Source organism: Arthrobacter sp. 754 (assembly GCF_040548695.1).
In the GTDB taxonomy this organism is placed as follows: domain Bacteria; phylum Actinomycetota; class Actinomycetes; order Actinomycetales; family Micrococcaceae; genus Arthrobacter.
The window spans coordinates 300,327-317,037 of record NZ_JBEPSC010000001.1; the positions used below are offsets into that span (position 1 = coordinate 300,327).

Annotated in this window: 13 protein-coding genes and 2 tRNA genes; 12 read left to right on the forward strand and 3 right to left on the reverse strand. The window is 64.2% G+C overall.

Annotation, left to right across the window (positions count from 1 at the left end; translation table 11 throughout):
* Positions 1-233: 233 nt before the first annotated feature.
* Positions 234-1,955 (reverse strand): dihydroxy-acid dehydratase, encoded by a 1,722-nt coding sequence (gene ilvD / locus ABIA70_RS01470; RefSeq protein ID WP_354145845.1) that lies wholly within the window; start codon positions 1,953-1,955, stop codon positions 234-236.
* Positions 1,956-2,228: 273 nt separating this feature from the next.
* Between ilvD and ABIA70_RS01475 the strand changes: the two genes are divergently transcribed.
* The 3 genes from ABIA70_RS01475 (at position 2,229) to ABIA70_RS01485 (ending at position 4,655) form a co-directional block, all read left to right on the forward strand.
* The gene (locus ABIA70_RS01475) at positions 2,229-3,335 is read left to right on the forward strand and encodes a sunset domain-containing protein (protein ID WP_354145846.1); all 1,107 of its coding nucleotides are present in this window, start codon (positions 2,229-2,231) and stop codon (positions 3,333-3,335) included.
* Positions 3,336-3,420: 85 nt separating this feature from the next.
* Positions 3,421-4,464 (forward strand): PQQ-dependent sugar dehydrogenase, encoded by a 1,044-nt coding sequence (locus tag ABIA70_RS01480; protein WP_354145847.1) that lies wholly within the window; start codon positions 3,421-3,423, stop codon positions 4,462-4,464.
* Between the two features lie 115 nt (positions 4,465-4,579).
* Positions 4,580-4,655, forward strand: a tRNA-Lys gene (locus tag ABIA70_RS01485).
* A gap of 190 nt (positions 4,656-4,845) precedes the next feature.
* On the opposite strand, the gene ABIA70_RS01490 is transcribed toward ABIA70_RS01485, so the two are convergent.
* Positions 4,846-5,340, reverse strand: a complete 495-nt coding sequence (locus ABIA70_RS01490) for a hypothetical protein (protein ID WP_354145848.1) — start codon at positions 5,338-5,340, stop codon at positions 4,846-4,848.
* Positions 5,341-5,432: 92 nt separating this feature from the next.
* Here ABIA70_RS01490 and ABIA70_RS01495 point away from each other — a divergent pair, with 92 nt between their 5' ends.
* Positions 5,433-6,101, forward strand: a complete 669-nt coding sequence (locus ABIA70_RS01495; protein ID WP_354145849.1) for an ArsR/SmtB family transcription factor — start codon at positions 5,433-5,435, stop codon at positions 6,099-6,101.
* Between the two features lie 5 nt (positions 6,102-6,106).
* Here the strand turns inward: ABIA70_RS01495 and ABIA70_RS01500 are convergent, their stop codons facing one another.
* Positions 6,107-6,562 carry a MarR family winged helix-turn-helix transcriptional regulator gene (locus ABIA70_RS01500; protein ID WP_354146564.1) on the reverse strand — a complete coding sequence of 152 codons (456 nt, stop codon included), beginning with the start codon at positions 6,560-6,562 and terminating at the stop codon, positions 6,107-6,109.
* A 95-nt stretch (positions 6,563-6,657) separates the two neighbouring features.
* Here ABIA70_RS01500 and bcp point away from each other — a divergent pair, with 95 nt between their 5' ends.
* The 8 genes from bcp to ABIA70_RS01540 all read left to right on the forward strand — a co-directional run bounded on the left by bcp (position 6,658) and on the right by ABIA70_RS01540 (position 16,710).
* Positions 6,658-7,137, forward strand: coding sequence for a thioredoxin-dependent thiol peroxidase (bcp, locus tag ABIA70_RS01505; RefSeq protein WP_354145850.1), 480 nt, complete (start codon positions 6,658-6,660; stop codon positions 7,135-7,137).
* A 141-nt stretch (positions 7,138-7,278) separates the two neighbouring features.
* A tRNA-Leu gene (locus ABIA70_RS01510) sits at positions 7,279-7,360 on the forward strand.
* A gap of 213 nt (positions 7,361-7,573) precedes the next feature.
* Positions 7,574-8,248 carry a fasciclin domain-containing protein gene (locus ABIA70_RS01515; RefSeq protein WP_354145851.1) on the forward strand — a complete coding sequence of 225 codons (675 nt, stop codon included), beginning with the start codon at positions 7,574-7,576 and terminating at the stop codon, positions 8,246-8,248.
* 228 nt (positions 8,249-8,476) lie between these two features.
* Positions 8,477-10,099, forward strand: a complete 1,623-nt coding sequence (locus ABIA70_RS01520) for an ABC transporter substrate-binding protein (RefSeq protein ID WP_354146565.1) — start codon at positions 8,477-8,479, stop codon at positions 10,097-10,099.
* 79 nt (positions 10,100-10,178) lie between these two features.
* The gene (locus ABIA70_RS01525) at positions 10,179-11,681 is read left to right on the forward strand and encodes a malate:quinone oxidoreductase (protein ID WP_354145852.1); all 1,503 of its coding nucleotides are present in this window, start codon (positions 10,179-10,181) and stop codon (positions 11,679-11,681) included.
* Between the two features lie 69 nt (positions 11,682-11,750).
* A complete protein-coding gene (locus tag ABIA70_RS01530) occupies positions 11,751-14,987 on the forward strand; it encodes an efflux RND transporter permease subunit (protein ID WP_354145853.1) in 3,237 nt (1,078 codons plus the stop codon).
* Positions 14,988-15,124: 137 nt separating this feature from the next.
* Entirely contained in the window at positions 15,125-16,234 is a 1,110-nt protein-coding gene (locus ABIA70_RS01535; RefSeq protein WP_354145854.1) for an LLM class flavin-dependent oxidoreductase, read from the forward strand.
* Positions 16,234-16,710: a MarR family winged helix-turn-helix transcriptional regulator gene (locus ABIA70_RS01540; protein ID WP_354145855.1), complete on the forward strand. Its 477-nt coding sequence runs from the start codon at positions 16,234-16,236 to the stop codon at positions 16,708-16,710. The genes ABIA70_RS01535 and ABIA70_RS01540 overlap by 1 nt, the downstream gene beginning before the upstream one ends.
* Position 16,711 lies beyond the last annotated feature (1 nt).

A 16,711-nucleotide genomic window follows, 5' to 3' on the forward strand; every position in this document is an offset into this window, starting at 1 on the left:
TCGAGGGGTTGCGCGTGACTGTTCGTTACCAGTGGAGGCTATGGAGCCACGCGCTTGGTAAGGACGACGACTGCTTCTGCAGCGGCGCAGCTTGTAACGAATGCGATCATGCGTTCAGTTTTCCCTCTGGTGGAAAGCGTGTCAACGAAGCGATACGCGATCTCACCATGTGGACGTCGTTGTCCACGAGCCGGGCGCTGCTTTCCGCGCCCGGCCGTCAGATTTTTGCGGTGTTACCCGCAGTATGCGCCGGTGGAGGCGCTGTGCACCAGCTTGGCGTACTTGGCCAGGACGCCCTTGGTGAACTTGGCCGGCAGCGGCTCCCAGCCGATCCTGCGGGACTCGAGTTCGGCCTCTTCCACCAGCAGGTCGAACGTGCGGGCCGCGATGTCCACCCGGATGCGGTCGCCGTCCTGGACGAAGGCAATAGGGCCGCCGTCCACAGCTTCCGGAGCGACGTGGCCGATGCACAGGCCGGTGGTGCCGCCGGAGAAACGGCCATCGGTGAGGAGCAGGACGTCCTTGCCCAGACCGGCGCCCTTGATGGCTCCTGTGATGGCGAGCATTTCGCGCATGCCGGGGCCGCCCTTGGGGCCTTCGTAGCGGATGACGACGACGTCGCCGGCCTTGATCTTGCCGTTGTCCAGAGCGTCCAGGGCACCCTGCTCGCGCTCGAACACGCGGGCGGTGCCTTCGAAGACGTCGGCGTCGAAGCCGGCGCTCTTGACGACGGCGCCTTCCGGGGCCATTGAACCGTGCAGGATGGTGATGCCGCCGGTCTTGTGGATCGGATTGTCCAGGGCCCGGAGAATCTTGCCGTCCAGGTCCGGCGGATTGATCGCTTCGAGGTTTTCCGCAACGGTTTTTCCGGTGACGGTGAGGCAGTCGCCGTGCAGCAGCCCGGCGTCGAGCAGTGCGCGCATGATGACCGGCACGCCGCCGATCTTGTCGACGTCGGTCATCACGTAGCGGCCGAAGGGCTTGAGGTCACCCAGGTGCGGGATCTTGTCGCCGATGCGGTTGAAGTCCTCGAGGTTGAGCTCAACCTCGGCTTCGCGGGCGATGGCGAGAAGGTGCAGCACGGCGTTGGTGGAACCGCCGAACGCCATGGTGACCGCGATGGCGTTCTCGAACGCCTTCTTGGTCATGATGTCCCGGGCGGTGATGCCGAGGCGGAGCAGGTTCACCACGGCTTCGCCTGACTTGCGGGCGAACTCATCACGACGGCGGTCTGCCGAGGGCGGGGCTGCCGAGCCCGGCAGGGACATGCCCAGGGCTTCGCCGATGCAGGCCATCGTGTTGGCCGTATACATGCCGCCGCAGGCGCCTTCGCCCGGGCAAATGGCCTTTTCGATGCGTTCGAGGTCCCCGAGGCTCATCTTGCCCGCGGCGCACGCGCCGACGGCCTCGAAGGCGTCAATGAGGGTGACTTCCTTCTCGGAGCCGTCTTCGAGCTTGACCCAGCCCGGCATGATGGAGCCTGCGTAAAGGAAGACGCTGGCGAGGTCCAGACGGGCCGCTGCCATGAGCATGCCCGGCAGGGACTTGTCGCAGCCGGCGAGAAGGACCGAGCCGTCGATGCGCTCAGCCTGCATGACGGTTTCCACGGAGTCGGCGATGACCTCGCGGGACACCAGGGAGAAGTGCATGCCCTCATGCCCCATGGAGATGCCGTCAGAGACGGAGATGGTGCCGAACTGCATCGGGAAGCCGCCGCCGGCGTGGACGCCTTCCTTGGCGCCCTGGGCCAGCCGGTTCAGGGAAAGGTTGCAGGGAGTGATTTCGTTCCAGGAACTCGCGACGCCGATCTGGGGTTTTGCGAAGTCGTCATCCCCCATTCCGACCGCACGGAACATGCCGCGCGCAGGGGCTGCATGGATCCCGTCGGTGACAACCCGGCTTCGGGGTTTGATGTCGATCTTGTTCTCGGTTGCGATCTGGGTGTCCTCACTCATGGGTGAAAGTCTATTGCTCCGGACAGGAGCCCAAAGACCGTAATGGCCCTGTTAAGCAGAAAAAAGCGGATATTTCGATCAAATGCTGGACTTCCGTCTCAAATATTGAGACAACCCGAAGACCTGCGGCAGCCAATGACGGCGAAGACCATGGGGCGGGCGGGATTCTCCGGCATCGGCGCCGCAGCGGACACCAAGCCTAGACAGTCACGTTCGCGCCGACGTACCGTCAGGGAAACGGCAACCCTGCCATAGGTACTGAAGGGCCCCGCTATGGATTTCGTCTTCTGGATAATCATTATTGTGCTCATCATCGGCGTTGTGTGGTGGCTGCTGAACCGCAACAATTCCTCGAAGGGCGGCTCCGTGCCGGGCCGGGCGGAAGGCGGCCTGTCAGGCGGCAGCGCGGCCGCATCAGCAGAAGCAGCCGGCACAGCAGGGATACCCGGCGCGGCGGGTTTCGGCAGTCCAGCCGAACCGGCAGCCCCGACGACGGCGGACGAGGCGCCCGCTGCTTCGCGCCCGGCTGAGCCCCGGGAAACTCCGGCAGGGCCGGCCACCATCGGTGAACGGGCACCCGCAGAACCCCAAGCCGCAGAACCCACCCACGGTGTTGAACCACAGGAGGCCGAAACCAACAGGCGTGCTGTGCCTGACAACGTTGACGCGGCTGGCAACGGTACTGCAACCGACCACGGTCCTGAGACGGACCGGGGTACTGCAACCGACGAAGGCGAGTGGGAAACCCAGTGGTCAGAAGCTGACGGCTCCCCCCACGCGGCCACCCACCGGCCCGCAGCCCGCGAATCCTCGGGCGCCGGCGCCTCACAATGGCCTGTGACACCTCCGGCGACCGAAACCCCTTACGTCCATCACCCGGAATACACAGAACCTCATTCCCCGACGTTGCCCGGCGCCGAAACGGCTGCGGCCGAAGCTGCCGATGAAGCCGGGAAGACTGAACCAGCGCAGTCCGGGACCCGGGTCGCTCCCGCCGGGACGCATGTTTCTCCCGCCGGGACCGGGTTTGCAGACAACGGTCCCGAAACGGAAACGGCAGACCGGGCCCGGTCATCCGCGGCTGTGGAAACGGCTGCCAGTCACGTGGCCGAGCCTTCGGGAACCGCTGTTGACCGCGAAGGCGCGGCAGAACCCGCCGGCCATTTGGCTGCGGACCAGCCGTACGGAGCGGGCTCCGCATCGCCTGCCCAGGATGGCAGCGGCCCCGTGGACTTCGACGTGAAGGGCGACGCCGGGACGATGGTCTATTACGAGGAGGGGCACCCGGAGTATGAGCAGATCAGAGCCGACGTCTGGTTTGAGTCCCCGGCACATGCGGAGGCCGCCGGATTCCGTGCTCCGCGGCGGACCCGGCTCTAGGGCTGCCCCCGGTTCTCTCAGAGGCTCCCTGGCGGGCACTTCGTCAGGGAAGCCCCTGCTGTGGAGCTTCGCCGCGGCCTTCGGCATGGCCCTATTGCTGTCAGGGTGCACCGGTGACAGTGATCGCGCGCCGACCGGCAGCAGCACCGACGCCGCGACGGCCACCGCAGCGCCCCTGTCAGTGACAGGAAAGCTTGACCTCCGTCTCGAAATTCCCTGGGCAGCGGTTTTCCTGCCGAACGGAACGGCTGTCATCTCCGAGCGCGAGACATCGCTGCTGAAGGCCGTCCGGAACGGCCAGGCTTCGACGATCGGAAAGATAGCGGGAGTGGCTCCGGCGGGTGAGGGCGGCCTGCTGGGGCTTGCCCTCTCCCCCGATTTCGCCAATGACCGCTTTCTCTACCTGTACTTCACGTCCCCGCAGGACAACCGCATCGCCAGGGTGGAGCTGACGGAGAAACCGGATGGATCACTCTCCGTCGGCGGGCCCGAGGTGATTTTCACCGGCATCCCCAAAGCTTCCACGCACAACGGCGGCAGGATCCGGTTCGGACCGGACGGCTTTCTTTACGTGGGGACGGGCGACTCGCAGCGGCGGGAACAGCCACAGGACACCAACGCCCTGGGCGGAAAAATCCTGCGGCTGACCAGGGAGGGCGAACCCGCGCCCGGCAATCCGTTCGGCAACGCCGTGTACAGCCTGGGCCACAGAAACGTCCAAGGACTGGCCTGGGACGCCGAGGGCCGGCTGTGGGCCAGCGAATTCGGCCCTGAAATCGACGACGAGCTCAACCTCATCGCGCCGGGAGCCAACTACGGGTGGCCGGCCGTCACGGGAGCGCCGCACCGGGAAGGGTACCGCGATGCCAAGGTGGTGTGGCCTTCGACGGCGGAGTCCTCGCCAAGCGGACTTGAGATAGTGGGATCCACCGCCTATCTGGGCGCGCTTCGCGGCCAGCGCCTGTGGACCGTCAGCCTGGCGGGCGAAGACGCCAGTGCGCCTGTGGCCTATTTCACACGCGAGTACGGCAGGATCCGGGACGTTATCCGCACGCCCGACGGCGGCTTCTGGTTGCTCACAAACAACCAAAACCCCGATTTTGTGCTGGTTCTGGCACCCGGCGAATGACCCTGAACACCAGTGCCACGTCGATTTCACATGGGCCGAAAGTTCGTGTAGAGTTTCATGTCGTTGCGGAGATCAACGGGGAAAGAAAAAGCCCGGGAGATCACCACAAAGAGATGCACCTCTAGCTCAATTGGCAGAGCAATTGACTCTTAATCAATGGGTTCCGGGTTCAAGTCCCGGGGGGTGCACCAAAGAAACCCCGTCCTCATCGGCCCAGGCCGTGAGGGCGGGGTTTTCGTTTGCCCGGAGATCAAAGTATGGGAGATCTGCGGACTGTCTTATAACGGCGATGCCTCTGATACTGGGCGGGCCCAGGTCAAAGACCTTTTCCCATCTAAAGGGCGCGCCCGGCTGCAGCTGATCAGGGCCGCCAGGGGCGTGTCAGCGGTGTGTAAGCTCGGGGCTTCGGAGTCCCCTGTAGGCCGCCACGACCCCGGCCAGGAAGATGAGCACGGCGAGGTAGATCAGGCCGAGGTGCCCCAGCGTTGCCAGACCCCAAGGGTAGTGCGCGGGGAGGGCCACTGCCAGGCCGACGACCGGGACGACAACCGCTGTGGTGAACGCCCACCGTTCTCCGCGGCGCACCCCGTACCAGGACAGGCCTGCCACGGCCAGCCCTGTTGCAGCGATGAAGCCGCTTACCGCGATGTGCAGATGGCTGATGTAGTGATACAGCTGTGGGCTGAACGCCTCGATCTCTGCCTTCCCCTTGTCCACCTGATCGGGTCCAATGCCCAGTTCCAGGAAGGCGTCCGTGAAATTGAGCACCAGGAAAATGACGGCGTATCCCACGAAGGCCAGACCGGCGAGCGTCATGAGCACGGCTCCCGTCCGGAGGCTGGACTGTTTCTGCTGGGGAGCTTGGATGGTGGACACGGCCACCACCCCCTTTCTTATTCAAGTAGGTACTTGAATAAGAATCCTTTGACAGTATGATTGTCAAGATAATTCTTGAACAGGAGGCGCGAGTGGGCGGCCAAAAGGAAAAGGATGAGCTCTTCGACGCCCTCGTCGAAGCTGCCAGGGTGTTGGGGAACGGCAGGAGGGCGCAGCTGATCGATGTCCTTGCACAGGGCGAGCGGTCGGTTGAGGAGCTGGCCGCGGAGATCCACCAAAGTATGGCCAATACATCCCAGCATCTGCAGCGCCTGCTGCGGGCCGGCCTCGCCTGCTCCCGACGCTCGGGGACCCGGATCTATTACTCTCTCGCCAGCCCGGCTGTGGAGCGGCTGTGGCGGTCACTTCGGGAGACTGCCGAAGCGCACACCGGGGAGCTGGACGGTCTCGTTCGTGCATACGTCGGCGACCGCGCCGACCTGAGTACCATCACGCGGGACGAACTGCTGCTGCGGCTTCGGCAAGGCGACGTCGTTGTGCTGGACGTGCGGCCGCAACCAGAGTACGCGGCCGGGCACATCCCGGGTGCCCTATCGGTGCCCTTGCCGGACGTGAAGTCCCGGCTGCGCGAGGTTCCCCAGGGGAGCGAAATCGTCGCCTACTGCCGCGGGCCATATTGCGTGTATGCGGATGAGGCCGTGCGGTTGCTCACCGGCGACGGGCGCCGTGCGGTAAGGCTTGAAGACGGCTTTCCCGAATGGAAGGCGGCAGGGCTCCCGATAGAACATTCGGGCAGGTGAGCCGCTCAGTTCAGCGGAGCGCCGTCAACCAGGGCGCGGGCAGCGGGCGAAGCGAACTGGCTGGCCAACTCTCGGACGACTGCCTGGAGTTCCTGCCGCAGGAGCTCAGGGTCGATGGATGCGGCCGCAAGCACGGAGCGCTCCATCTCTACAGCTGCCAGGGCCGCTTCACGTCCGCTGTCAGTGAGGGACACCACCTGGCTCCGGCGGTCCGACGTGCTGCGGACCCGCACAATGTGTCCGTGGGACTCCAACCGGCTGAGGGTTTTTCCCATGGTCTGCGCCTGGACACGCACATACTGGGCCAGTTGGGCCTGCGTCATGGATCCTTGCGCGGAGAGTACTTCGATGGCGATCACGCCTGCGTGTGTCAATCCTATAGCGCTCAGTTTTTCGTTCCAGGAGTGTTCGACGAGGCGCGCCGCAGTGGACAAGAGGCGCCCAGTGGGCCAGTGATCCATGTCAGGCATACCAGCAAGTATAGCCAGTGCTCATTGGCCCTTGCTGCGCATGCTTACTAAGCTGGTGTGTCCCGCCTGCAACTAGGAGATTAAGAATGGCCGACAGACTGATGACCGGTGCCGATGCTCCCGGGTTTACCTTGAAGGATTCAGCCGGAAATGACGTCAGCCTTGCCGCCGGCGACGGCGACGGCTCCGGCACGATTGTGTACTTCTACCCGGCCGCCTCCACTCCTGGCTGCACCAAGGAGGCGTGCGACTTCCGCGATAACCTGGCCTCCTTCGCGTCGGCCGGCTACCGGATTCTCGGCGTGTCTCCGGACCCCGTGAAGAAGCTTGCCGCGTTTGCGGCGAAGGAGGCACTCAGCTTTCCGCTGCTCTCGGACGAGGACCACGCCGTCGCGGAGGCCTATGGCGCCTGGGGGGAAAAGAAGAACTACGGGAAGACCTACCAGGGGCTGATCCGGTCCACCATCGTCGTTGACCCTGACGGAAAAGTGGCGTTGGCCCAATACAACGTCCGGGCCACGGGCCATGTGGCCAAACTGCGGCGCGATCTTAAGCTGGACGCCTAGCCGGATACGGGGCAAAGAACCGCCTGACGGTACCCCCGCCTGGCCGAGGCTACAATGGAAGCTGGCATCCGCCGTCGCACGTTTTTCAATCCCTGACCGGGTAACCGGGCAGTACGGAATTACAGTGGCGGCAACTGCCATGCGCGAGTGGTGAAATTGGCAGACACGCAGGATTTAGGTTCCTGTGCCTTCGGGCGTGGGGGTTCAAGTCCCCCCTTGCGCACAATTCCAAAGTAAAGAGATCCAGGCCCAGCGGCCTGGGTCTCTTTTCGTTTAACAAAAATAAAACTCCTTTCGTTTACCCATCCGCTTCCGGGTAACGGCCGAATACCCATTGAGACACCAGCCAAGGGCAGGTGCCCAACAGTCGCAAAGAGCCACAGCAGACACTTCGTCTTCAACGGGCAATAAACCGGCACAAATAAGGAGAAATTCAATGCAGTCATTCAAGCGCACAACCTTCACCGTCGCAGGCGTTGCAGCTGCAGCCTTGCTGAGCCTCACGGCTTGCGGCGGAGCCTCAACCGCTACGAGCTCAGCAGCTCCCTCCGCTGCGCCGTCGGCTTCCAGCATGGCGCCGTCACCGAAGGCATCAGCCACTGCCGCCGCCATGGATCCGGCAGCCAACCTGGTCGGCGCCGGATGCGCAGGCTATGCCGAGAAGGTCCCCACAGGAGCAGGCTCGGTGGCCGGGATGGCCCTTGACCCGGTAGCAGTCGCGGCGTCCAACAATCCCATCCTCACCACCCTGACCGCTGCTGTCTCCGGAAAGCTGAACCCCAAGGTTAATCTGGTGGACACGCTCAACGGCAGCGAATTCACGGTCTTCGCCCCGGTGGACGACGCCTTCGCGAAGATTGACGCGGCTACCATCGAGACGCTCAAGACGGACGACGCCCTCCTGAGCAAGATCCTGACCTACCACGTTGTCCCCGGCCAGATCACTCCTGACAAGATCGCCGGAACCCACGCCACGGTCCAGGGCGGTTCCGTAACGGTCACCGGCAGCGGCGACGCACTCATGGTTGACGGGGCCAAGGTGATCTGCGGCGGCGTCAAGACGGCCAACGCAACGGTATACCTGGTCGACTCGGTGCTGATGCCCAAGTAATTTCCAGGGCCGAACCCCTGCACGGCCCGGAGGCCCGTTCCCACGGAACGGGCCTCCGGCGCGTGGGGCGGGGTGGGTTTCCTGTGCTGTCAGGAAGCACCGACGTGGGTCCACTAGACTGTGTCCTTTGGCCCGCGGTCCGCGGCGCCCGCCGGACAGCCCAGAGGTGATACACGAGTGCCCAGCAGTACATCGCGGCGAACGGTCATCAAGACCGGCACCGTTTTCATGGCCCTGGGCCTGACGTCATGTACGGGCAGCCCGTCACCGTCACCAACACCGGCGTTGCCTTCAACAGCGGCTCCCGGCACGGAGCCGGCCCAAACGTTTACGTTCGGCACAGCGTCCCAGCCGCTGGGCCTCGATCCGGCCCTCTCCAGCGATGTGGAAAGCTACCGGATCACGCGTCAGATCCTCGAAGGCCTCGTGGGCGTTGACCAGACCACCGGAAAACCCACCCCGCTGCTGGCCACGGAATGGAACGAATCCGACGAAGGCCGGGCCTACACTTTCAAGCTTCGCAGCGGCGTCACTTTCCAGGACGGCACCCCTTTTAATGCCGACGCCGTGTGTGCGAACTTCAAGCGCTGGTTTGCCTTCCCAGCGGATCTGCGGCGTCAGGCACCGGGTAGTTCCTTCAAGGGCGTCTTCAAGGCGCACGCCGATGAAGCAGCCCTGTCCATCTTCAAAAGCTGCACGGCGGTGTCCCCGGACACGGTGCGGATTGACCTCACGCAGCGATTTACCGCCTTCCTCCAGGCTCTGACCCTTCCAGCCTTCGCCATCGCCTCCCCGGCTGCCCTGGCCGCGGGCACAGCGGATGTACTGGACCAGGTCCGCAGCGGCAATGCCGTGTCCCGGTTCGCCACCAAGCCTGTGGGGACCGGGCCGTTCAGCCTTGCCGCCTGGGACGATGCGAGTGTCCGGCTGGTGACGCATCCGGATTACTGGGGCGACCGCGGACAGATCGCCACCATCAATTTCGTCACCTATGACCATCCCCAGACGCGTCTCCAGGCCCTGCTGGACGGCAAGATCGACGGCTTCGATGCAGTGACAGTGGGGAACTTCGACCAGCTGGTCAAGCGGGGAATGCAGATCGTCCAGCGTGATCCCTTTTCGGTGATGTACCTGGGCATCAACCAGGAAGTGCCTGTCCTGCAGAACGAGAAGGTCCGGCAGGCGATCGAGCTGGCCATCGACAAAGAAACCCTGATCCGCAAGTTCTTCATCGACAACACGGCCAAGGCCTCCCAGTTCGTCCCGCCCAAGATCAGCGGCTTCAACAATGAAGCACCCGCCCTGGGCCACGATCCGGTCAAGGCCAAGGCCTACCTTGCCCAAGGCGGCTACAAGGGCGAAGAGCTCAGGTTCTACTATCCGCTGAACGCAACCCGCCCGTACCTTCCGACACCCGAGAAAATCTATGCGGAGATCAGCCGGCAACTGACCGCCGTCGGACTGAACATCAAGCCTGTCCCGGTGGACTGGTCCGATGGCTACCTCCAGAAGGTCCAGTCACCCGGGGACCACGCCCTTCACCTGCTGGGCTGGAACGGCGCCTATGCCGATGCCGACAACTTTGTGGGGCCGCTGTTCGGCGAAAAGAACGGCGAGTTCGGTTACCAGGACCCGCAGGTCTTTTCCAAGATCAACCGGGCCAGAGGCCTGCCTGCGGGCGATGAGCGCAACGAGCTGTACCACAGCATCAACGCCCAGATCGCGGTGACAGTGCCTGCCGTCCCCATCGCCTTCCCGATTTCGGCCCTCGCGCTGTCGGACCGCGTCAGCAACTACCCCGCGTCCCCGGTCCTGAATGAAGTTTTCACAAAGGTCCAGCTGAAGTCTTGACGGCCCCGGCCAATTTCAGTATGCAGGCGGTGCGGGGATATTCTGTGACAGCCAGAGCCGCTGCTATCGGAGACTGATTGTGACCTTCATTTCCAAGACCCAACATGCCGACGTCGTACTGATTGGCGGCGGCATCATGAGCGCCACACTGGGCGCCTTCATCAAGCAGCTTGAACCCAACTGGACCATCTCCCTGTTCGAACGGCTGGACCAGCCGGGGCTGGAAAGTTCAGACCCGTGGAACAACGCCGGCACGGGACATGCCGCCCTGTGCGAGCTCAACTACTCCCCCGCAGCCAAAGACGGCTCCGTGGACCCCTCCAAGGCGCTGCTGATCAATGAACAGTTCCAGCTTTCCCGCCAGTTCTGGTCCCACCTGGTGGAAGAGTCGCTGATCGGCTCGCCGAAGGGCTTCATCAACACCGTTCCGCACATGAGTTTTGTGATCGGCGAGAACAACGCCAAATTCCTGAGGACCCGCTTTGAGGCGCTCAAGCCCCACACCCTGTTCCGCAGCATGGAGTACTCCGAGGACCACGCGCAGATTGCCAAGTGGGCCCCGCTCATCGTCAAAGGCCGCGATCCGAAGCAGCGCATCGCCGCCACCCGTGCAGCGGAAGGCACCGACGTGGACTTCGGCGCACTGACCCGGGAGTTGACCACCTACCTGGGGAACAACGGCGTCGAACTCAACTACGGCCACGACGTCACCGGGATCTCCAAATCGTCCGACGGCGGCTGGGACCTGTCGATCAAATACCCGGCCTCCGGGGAACACGGGAAGATCCACGCCAAGTTTGTGTTTGTCGGCGCCGGCGGCGGCGCGCTGCACCTCCTGCAGGCCTCCGGCATTCCCGAGAGCAAGGGCTACGGCGGTTTCCCCGTCTCCGGCCAGTTCTTCCGCTGCACCGACGAAAAACTCGCCGCCCAGCACAGCGCCAAGGTCTACGGCCAGGCTTCCGTTGGCGCGCCGCCCATGTCCGTTCCCCACCTGGATACGCGCTACGTCAACGGGAAGCGTTCGCTGCTTTTCGGACCCTACGCCGGATTCTCCACCAATTTCCTGAAGAACGGCTCCTACCTGGACCTGCCATTGTCCATCCGCCCGAGCAACATCATTCCGATGCTGGCGGTGGCGAAGGACAACATGGACCTCACGGCGTACCTCGTCAAGGAGGTCGCCAAGAAGCACGCCGACAAGGTGGAGGCGCTGCGCGAGTACTACCCGGAGGCCAAAGACGGCGACTGGGAACTGATTACCGCCGGCCAGCGTGTACAGATCATTAAGAAAGACCCCAAGAAGGGCGGCGTACTGCAGTTCGGCACCGAAGTCATCGCCGGCCGCGATGGCTCCATCGGTGCCCTGCTTGGTGCCTCGCCCGGAGCTTCCACCGCAGTCCCCATCATGATCGAACTTCTCCAAAAGGCCTTCCCCAAGAACTTCAAGGGCTGGCAGGGGAAACTTAAGGACATGATGCCGGGCTACGGCGAAAAGCTCGACGAAAAGCCGGAACTGGCCGCTGAACTCGAAATGGCAACCGCCAAAGCCCTCCAGCTGGACAGCGTTTCAACCAACGCCTGACCCTGCGGGGGCAAGCACGCAGGCCGGTCCGGCCCGGACTGGTCCACCAACCCCACAGGAGAGAACGCGATGTTCCGGCTGGCACAACTTTCACTTGCGAACCGGGCGCTGATCGCGCTGATCACCGTCTTCGCGTCGGTGTTCGGCGTGATAACCATGTCATCGCTGAAGCAGGAACTCATTCCCTCCATCGAGTTCCCGCAGATCACGGTACTTTCGGCGATGCCCGGCGCATCACCGGAAGTGGTGGACAAACAGGTCAGTGCACCGCTGGAGACGGCGCTGAACGGAGTCGAGGGCCTTGAGTCGACGTCGTCAACCTCACGCAACGGCGTCTCCCAGATCACCATGGTGTTCACCTACGGGACCAACCTCGACCGCGCCCGGAACCAGATCGACCGTGCCATTTCCAACGCCAAGCGGTCCCTGCCCGAGGACGTACAGCCGCAGGCCATCGCCGGCAGCATCAGTGACTTTCCCATCGTGTTCCTGGCTGTCTCCTCGGACAGGCCGCTCAGCGAACTGAACGCGGACCTGCAGCGGCTTACAGTTCCCCGGCTGCAGAAGATCGACGGCGTCCGGGGAGCCGACGTCACCGGCGGCGCCACCCAGCACATCGAGATCCTGCCCCGGCCGGACGCCATGGCAGCCAAGGGCGCCACCATTGCCTCCATCAGGGATGCCCTAAGCAACAACGGCGCACTGATTCCGGCCGGAACCATCCAGGAGAAGGGCAAGACCCTATCCCTCCAGATCGGCAGTCCGGTTGATTCACTGGAGGCAATCAAGGCGCTGCCCGTCGGCGGGGCCAAGGACGCCGCGACCATCGCCGCGGTGGCGGACGTCAGCCTGCGCGACGACGAACGGACCTCCATCACCCGGACCAACGGGCAGGAAACCCTGGCGGTTTCAGTCACCAAGAAGCCCGAGGGCGACACCGTGGGGATCTCCCATGCAGTGAACGATTCCCTGGCGGCCCTGGAAACGGAACTGGGTTCGAACGCAAAATTCACCGCCGTCTTCGACCAGGCCCCCTTCATTGAAAAGTCCATCAAGGACCTCACCACCGAAGGTCTGCTGGGGCTCGGCTTCGCGGTGGCAGTCATCCTCGTGTTCCTGATGTCCGCCCGCTCCACCCTCGTCACCGCCGTGTCCATCCCGTTGTCGCTGCTGATCACCTTCATCGGACTGTCCGGAACCGGCTATTCGCTGAACATCCTTACACTGGGCGCGCTCACCATTGCCATCGGACGCGTGGTGGACGACTCGATCGTGGTCATCGAAAACATCAAGCGCCACCTCAGCTACGGGGAGGAGAAGGTGGCCGCGATCCTCACCGCCATCCGTGAGGTGGCCGGTGCCATCACCGCCTCCACGCTGACCACCGTGGCGGTCTTCCTGCCAATCGCCTTCGTTGGTGAGCTCGCCGGTGAACTCTTCCGCCCCTTCGCCCTGACGGTCACCATGGCGTTGCTGGCGTCCCTGCTGGTATCCCTGACCATTGTTCCGGTTCTTGCCTACTGGTTCCTCAGAAGCCCGGCTGCGCCTGCGGCCGGCTCCCCCGCTGCGGGTTCCTTCGCCGCCGGCGGCGTTGCCGCTGCTGCCCGGGCCAAGGCACAGGAAGCCGAGGCGAAGAGCCCGCTCCAGCGCGGGTACCTGCCCATCCTCGGCAAGACCCAGAAGCATCCTGTCCTGACGCTGGTGGCCGCAGCCCTGGTGCTCGGCGGCACGGCGGCCATGACGCCGCTGCTGGCCACCAACCTGCTCGGCGACTCCGGGCAGAACAGCATGACCGTCCGCCAGGTGATGCCGGCCGGCACCAGCCTTGCGGACACCAGTGCTGCCGCCATCAGGCTCGAGGAGGTCCTCCTGGGCATCGAGGGCATCAAGAACGTCCAGGTCACCTCGGGCAACGCCCAGGCGGGCTTTGCCGCGCTGACCTCCTCCGGTTCCTCAAACTCCACATTCACTGTTGTCACCAACGAAAAGGTGAACCAGGCAAGGCTTCAGCAGACGGTCCGCGATGAGCTTGGCAAGGTGGCGGACGCCGGGAAGATTACGGTGGGCTCCCAGCAGGGAGGCTTCGGGACCTCCTCCACGGTGGACATCACCATCAAGGCCGCGACATCCGGGGACCTCCGGACGGCCAGCGACGCCATGGTGCAGGCGATGACCGGAGTCCCTGGAACCAGCGAGGTCACAACCAACCTCGCGGCCAGCCAGCCGGTGGTCCAGGTCAAGGTGGACCGGGCCAAAACCACCGCCGCCGGACTGAACGAGGAACAGGTGGCCGGCGTCCTGGCTTCGACGATCAGCCCCATCCCCGCCGGCACCGTCCGGATCGACACCGACGACTTTCCGGTGCAGATCGGCAAAGGCACACGGTTCACCAGCATCGATGCGGTCCGGAACATCGCCCTCCCTGCGGCGGGCGCGCCGGTGACCCTGGGGAGCATCGCCTCCGTGGAGCAGGTGGACGTGCCGGTATCCATCACCGCCAGCAACGGACAGCGGACCGCCAAAGTGTCCGTCACGCCGTCGGGCTCCAACCTCGGAGCGGTGAACACAGAAGTGCAGAAGCGCCTTGAGACTGTCAGCCTCCCGGCAGGGGTCACCGCGGCAATCGGCGGCGCCACCACCCAGCAGGCGGAGTCCTTCCAGCAGCTGGGCCTGGCATTGCTCGCGGCCATCGCCATTGTGTACGTGATCATGGTGGCCACATTCAAGTCGCTGATCCAGCCACTGATCCTGCTGGTCTCGGTTCCCTTTGCAGCAACCGGTGCGGTTGCCCTGCTGCTCGTCACCGGAGTCCCCCTGGGCCTGCCGTCCCTGATCGGCATGCTGATGCTGGTGGGAATCGTGGTGACGAACGCCATTGTGCTGATTGACCTGATCAACCAGTACCGGAAGCCGCGGAACGGGCTTCCCGGGATGAGCGTTGCGGATGCCATCACCCACGGGGCGAGGCAGCGCCTCCGCCCCATCCTGATGACCGCCCTGGCGACCGTGTTTGCCCTGACCCCGATGGCGCTGGGCCTGACCGGGGGCGGCGGCTTCATCTCCCAGCCGCTCGCAGTGGTGGTGATCGGCGGGCTGGTCTCCTCCACCGCACTGACCCTGGTGCTGGTTCCGGTGCTGTACCGGCTGGTAGAGGGCCGGCGGGAAAAGAAGGCGCTGCTGCGGGAGATGCACAACCGCCCGGAATTCACGCCAGCGGACGACGTCGATGCCGAGTTCCGCGACTGGACCACCGGCAGTGTGCCCAAGGTCAGCGGCCGCCGCGCCGCCGCGGGCGACACCCAGTAGCGCCCCGGCAAACGGCCGGCGACTTCAGGGAATAATCGCGAGGGTCCTGCGTTGTATCCGTCGATACATGCAAACGCATGGAAATCTGGTATTGTAGAAGCAAGCCCAGAGAACACCAGGAAACGGAAGGCCATACCATGCAGATCGGCGTATTCAGTGTCAGTGACATCACCACTGACCCCACCACCGGCCGGACACCGACGGAGAACGAGCGCATCAAGGCCTCCGTGGCCATCGCCAAAAAGGTCGAGGAAATCGGCATGGACGTCTACGCCATCGGCGAGCACCACAACCGCCCGTTCTTCTCCTCCTCACCCACCACCACGCTCGCCTACATCGCCGCCCAGACCGAGCGGATCACCCTTTCAACGGCCACCACGCTGATCACCACCAACGATCCGGTCAAGATCGCCGAAGACTTCGCCATGCTCCAGCACCTGGCTGATGGCCGTGTGGACCTGGTCCTGGGCCGCGGCAACACCGCTCCCGTGTACCCCTGGTTCGGCAAGAACATCCAGGACGGCGTCGAGCTGGCCATCGAAAACTACGCACTGCTGCGCCGCCTGTGGGACGAGGACACGGTGAACTGGTCCGGCAAGTTCCGCACGCCCCTGCAGAACTTCACGTCCACTCCCCGGCCGCTCGACGGCGTCGCCCCCTTCGTGTGGCACGGCTCCATCCGGACGCCGCAGATCGCCGAAGTGGCCGCCTACTACGGTGACGGCTTCTTCGCGAACAACATCTTCTGGCCCAAGGAGCACTACCAGCAGCTGATCGGCCTGTACCGCGAGCGCTATGAGCACTACGGCCACGGCAAGGCTGACCAGGCGATCGTGGGCCTCGGCGGACAGTTCTTCATGCGGAAGAACTCCCAGGACGCGGTCAAGGAATTCCGCCCCTACTTCGACAATGCTCCCGTTTACGGCCACGGTCCGTCCCTGGAGGACTTCACCTCGCAGACACCGCTCACCGTGGGCAGCCCGCAGGAAGTCATCGAAAAGACCCTGACATTCCGTGAGTACTTCGGCGACTACCAGCGCCAGCTGTTCCTGATCGACCACGCCGGCCTGCCCCTGAAGACGGTGCTCGAACAGCTTGACCTGTTCGGCGAGGAAGTGCTCCCTGTGCTCCGCAAGGAATACGCGGCCCTCAAGCCGGCGCACGTGCCGGACCCGCCCACCCACGCCGGCCGCGTCGCGGCCCTGATGGCTGCCCAGGCCACTGAAACAGCTTCGTCGGAGGCGTGATGGCAACCGAGCGGAATGACTCATCGGTCCGCCTGGCCGCGGAAACCTGGGAGTCCCTGTTCAGGGCCCAGGTTGCGGTCATGCGGAAACTCCAGGCCGGTCCCGCCTTCCGGGAGGTTGCCGTGAACGAGTACGACGTGCTGTTCACGCTCTCCCGGTGTCCGTCCGGCTGGCTCCGGCTCAACGAACTCAATGACCATGTGCTGCTGAGCCAGTCAAGCCTCAGCAGGCTGGTCGAGCGGCTGGAGAAGCGGGGGCTCGTTGACCGGATGCCGGCCCCTGACGACCGCCGGGGCGTGCTTCTGAAGCTGACGGAGGAGGGGGCTGCCCTGCAGAAGGAAATCGGCCGCGCCCATGTGCGCGACATCTCCAGCCTGGTGGGGCCCGCCCTCACAGCCGCCGAGCAGAAGGAACTTCAGCGCCTCACCGAGAAACTCCGGCATTCAGTGGGTGCCCGCCCGGCAAAGCAGGACTAGC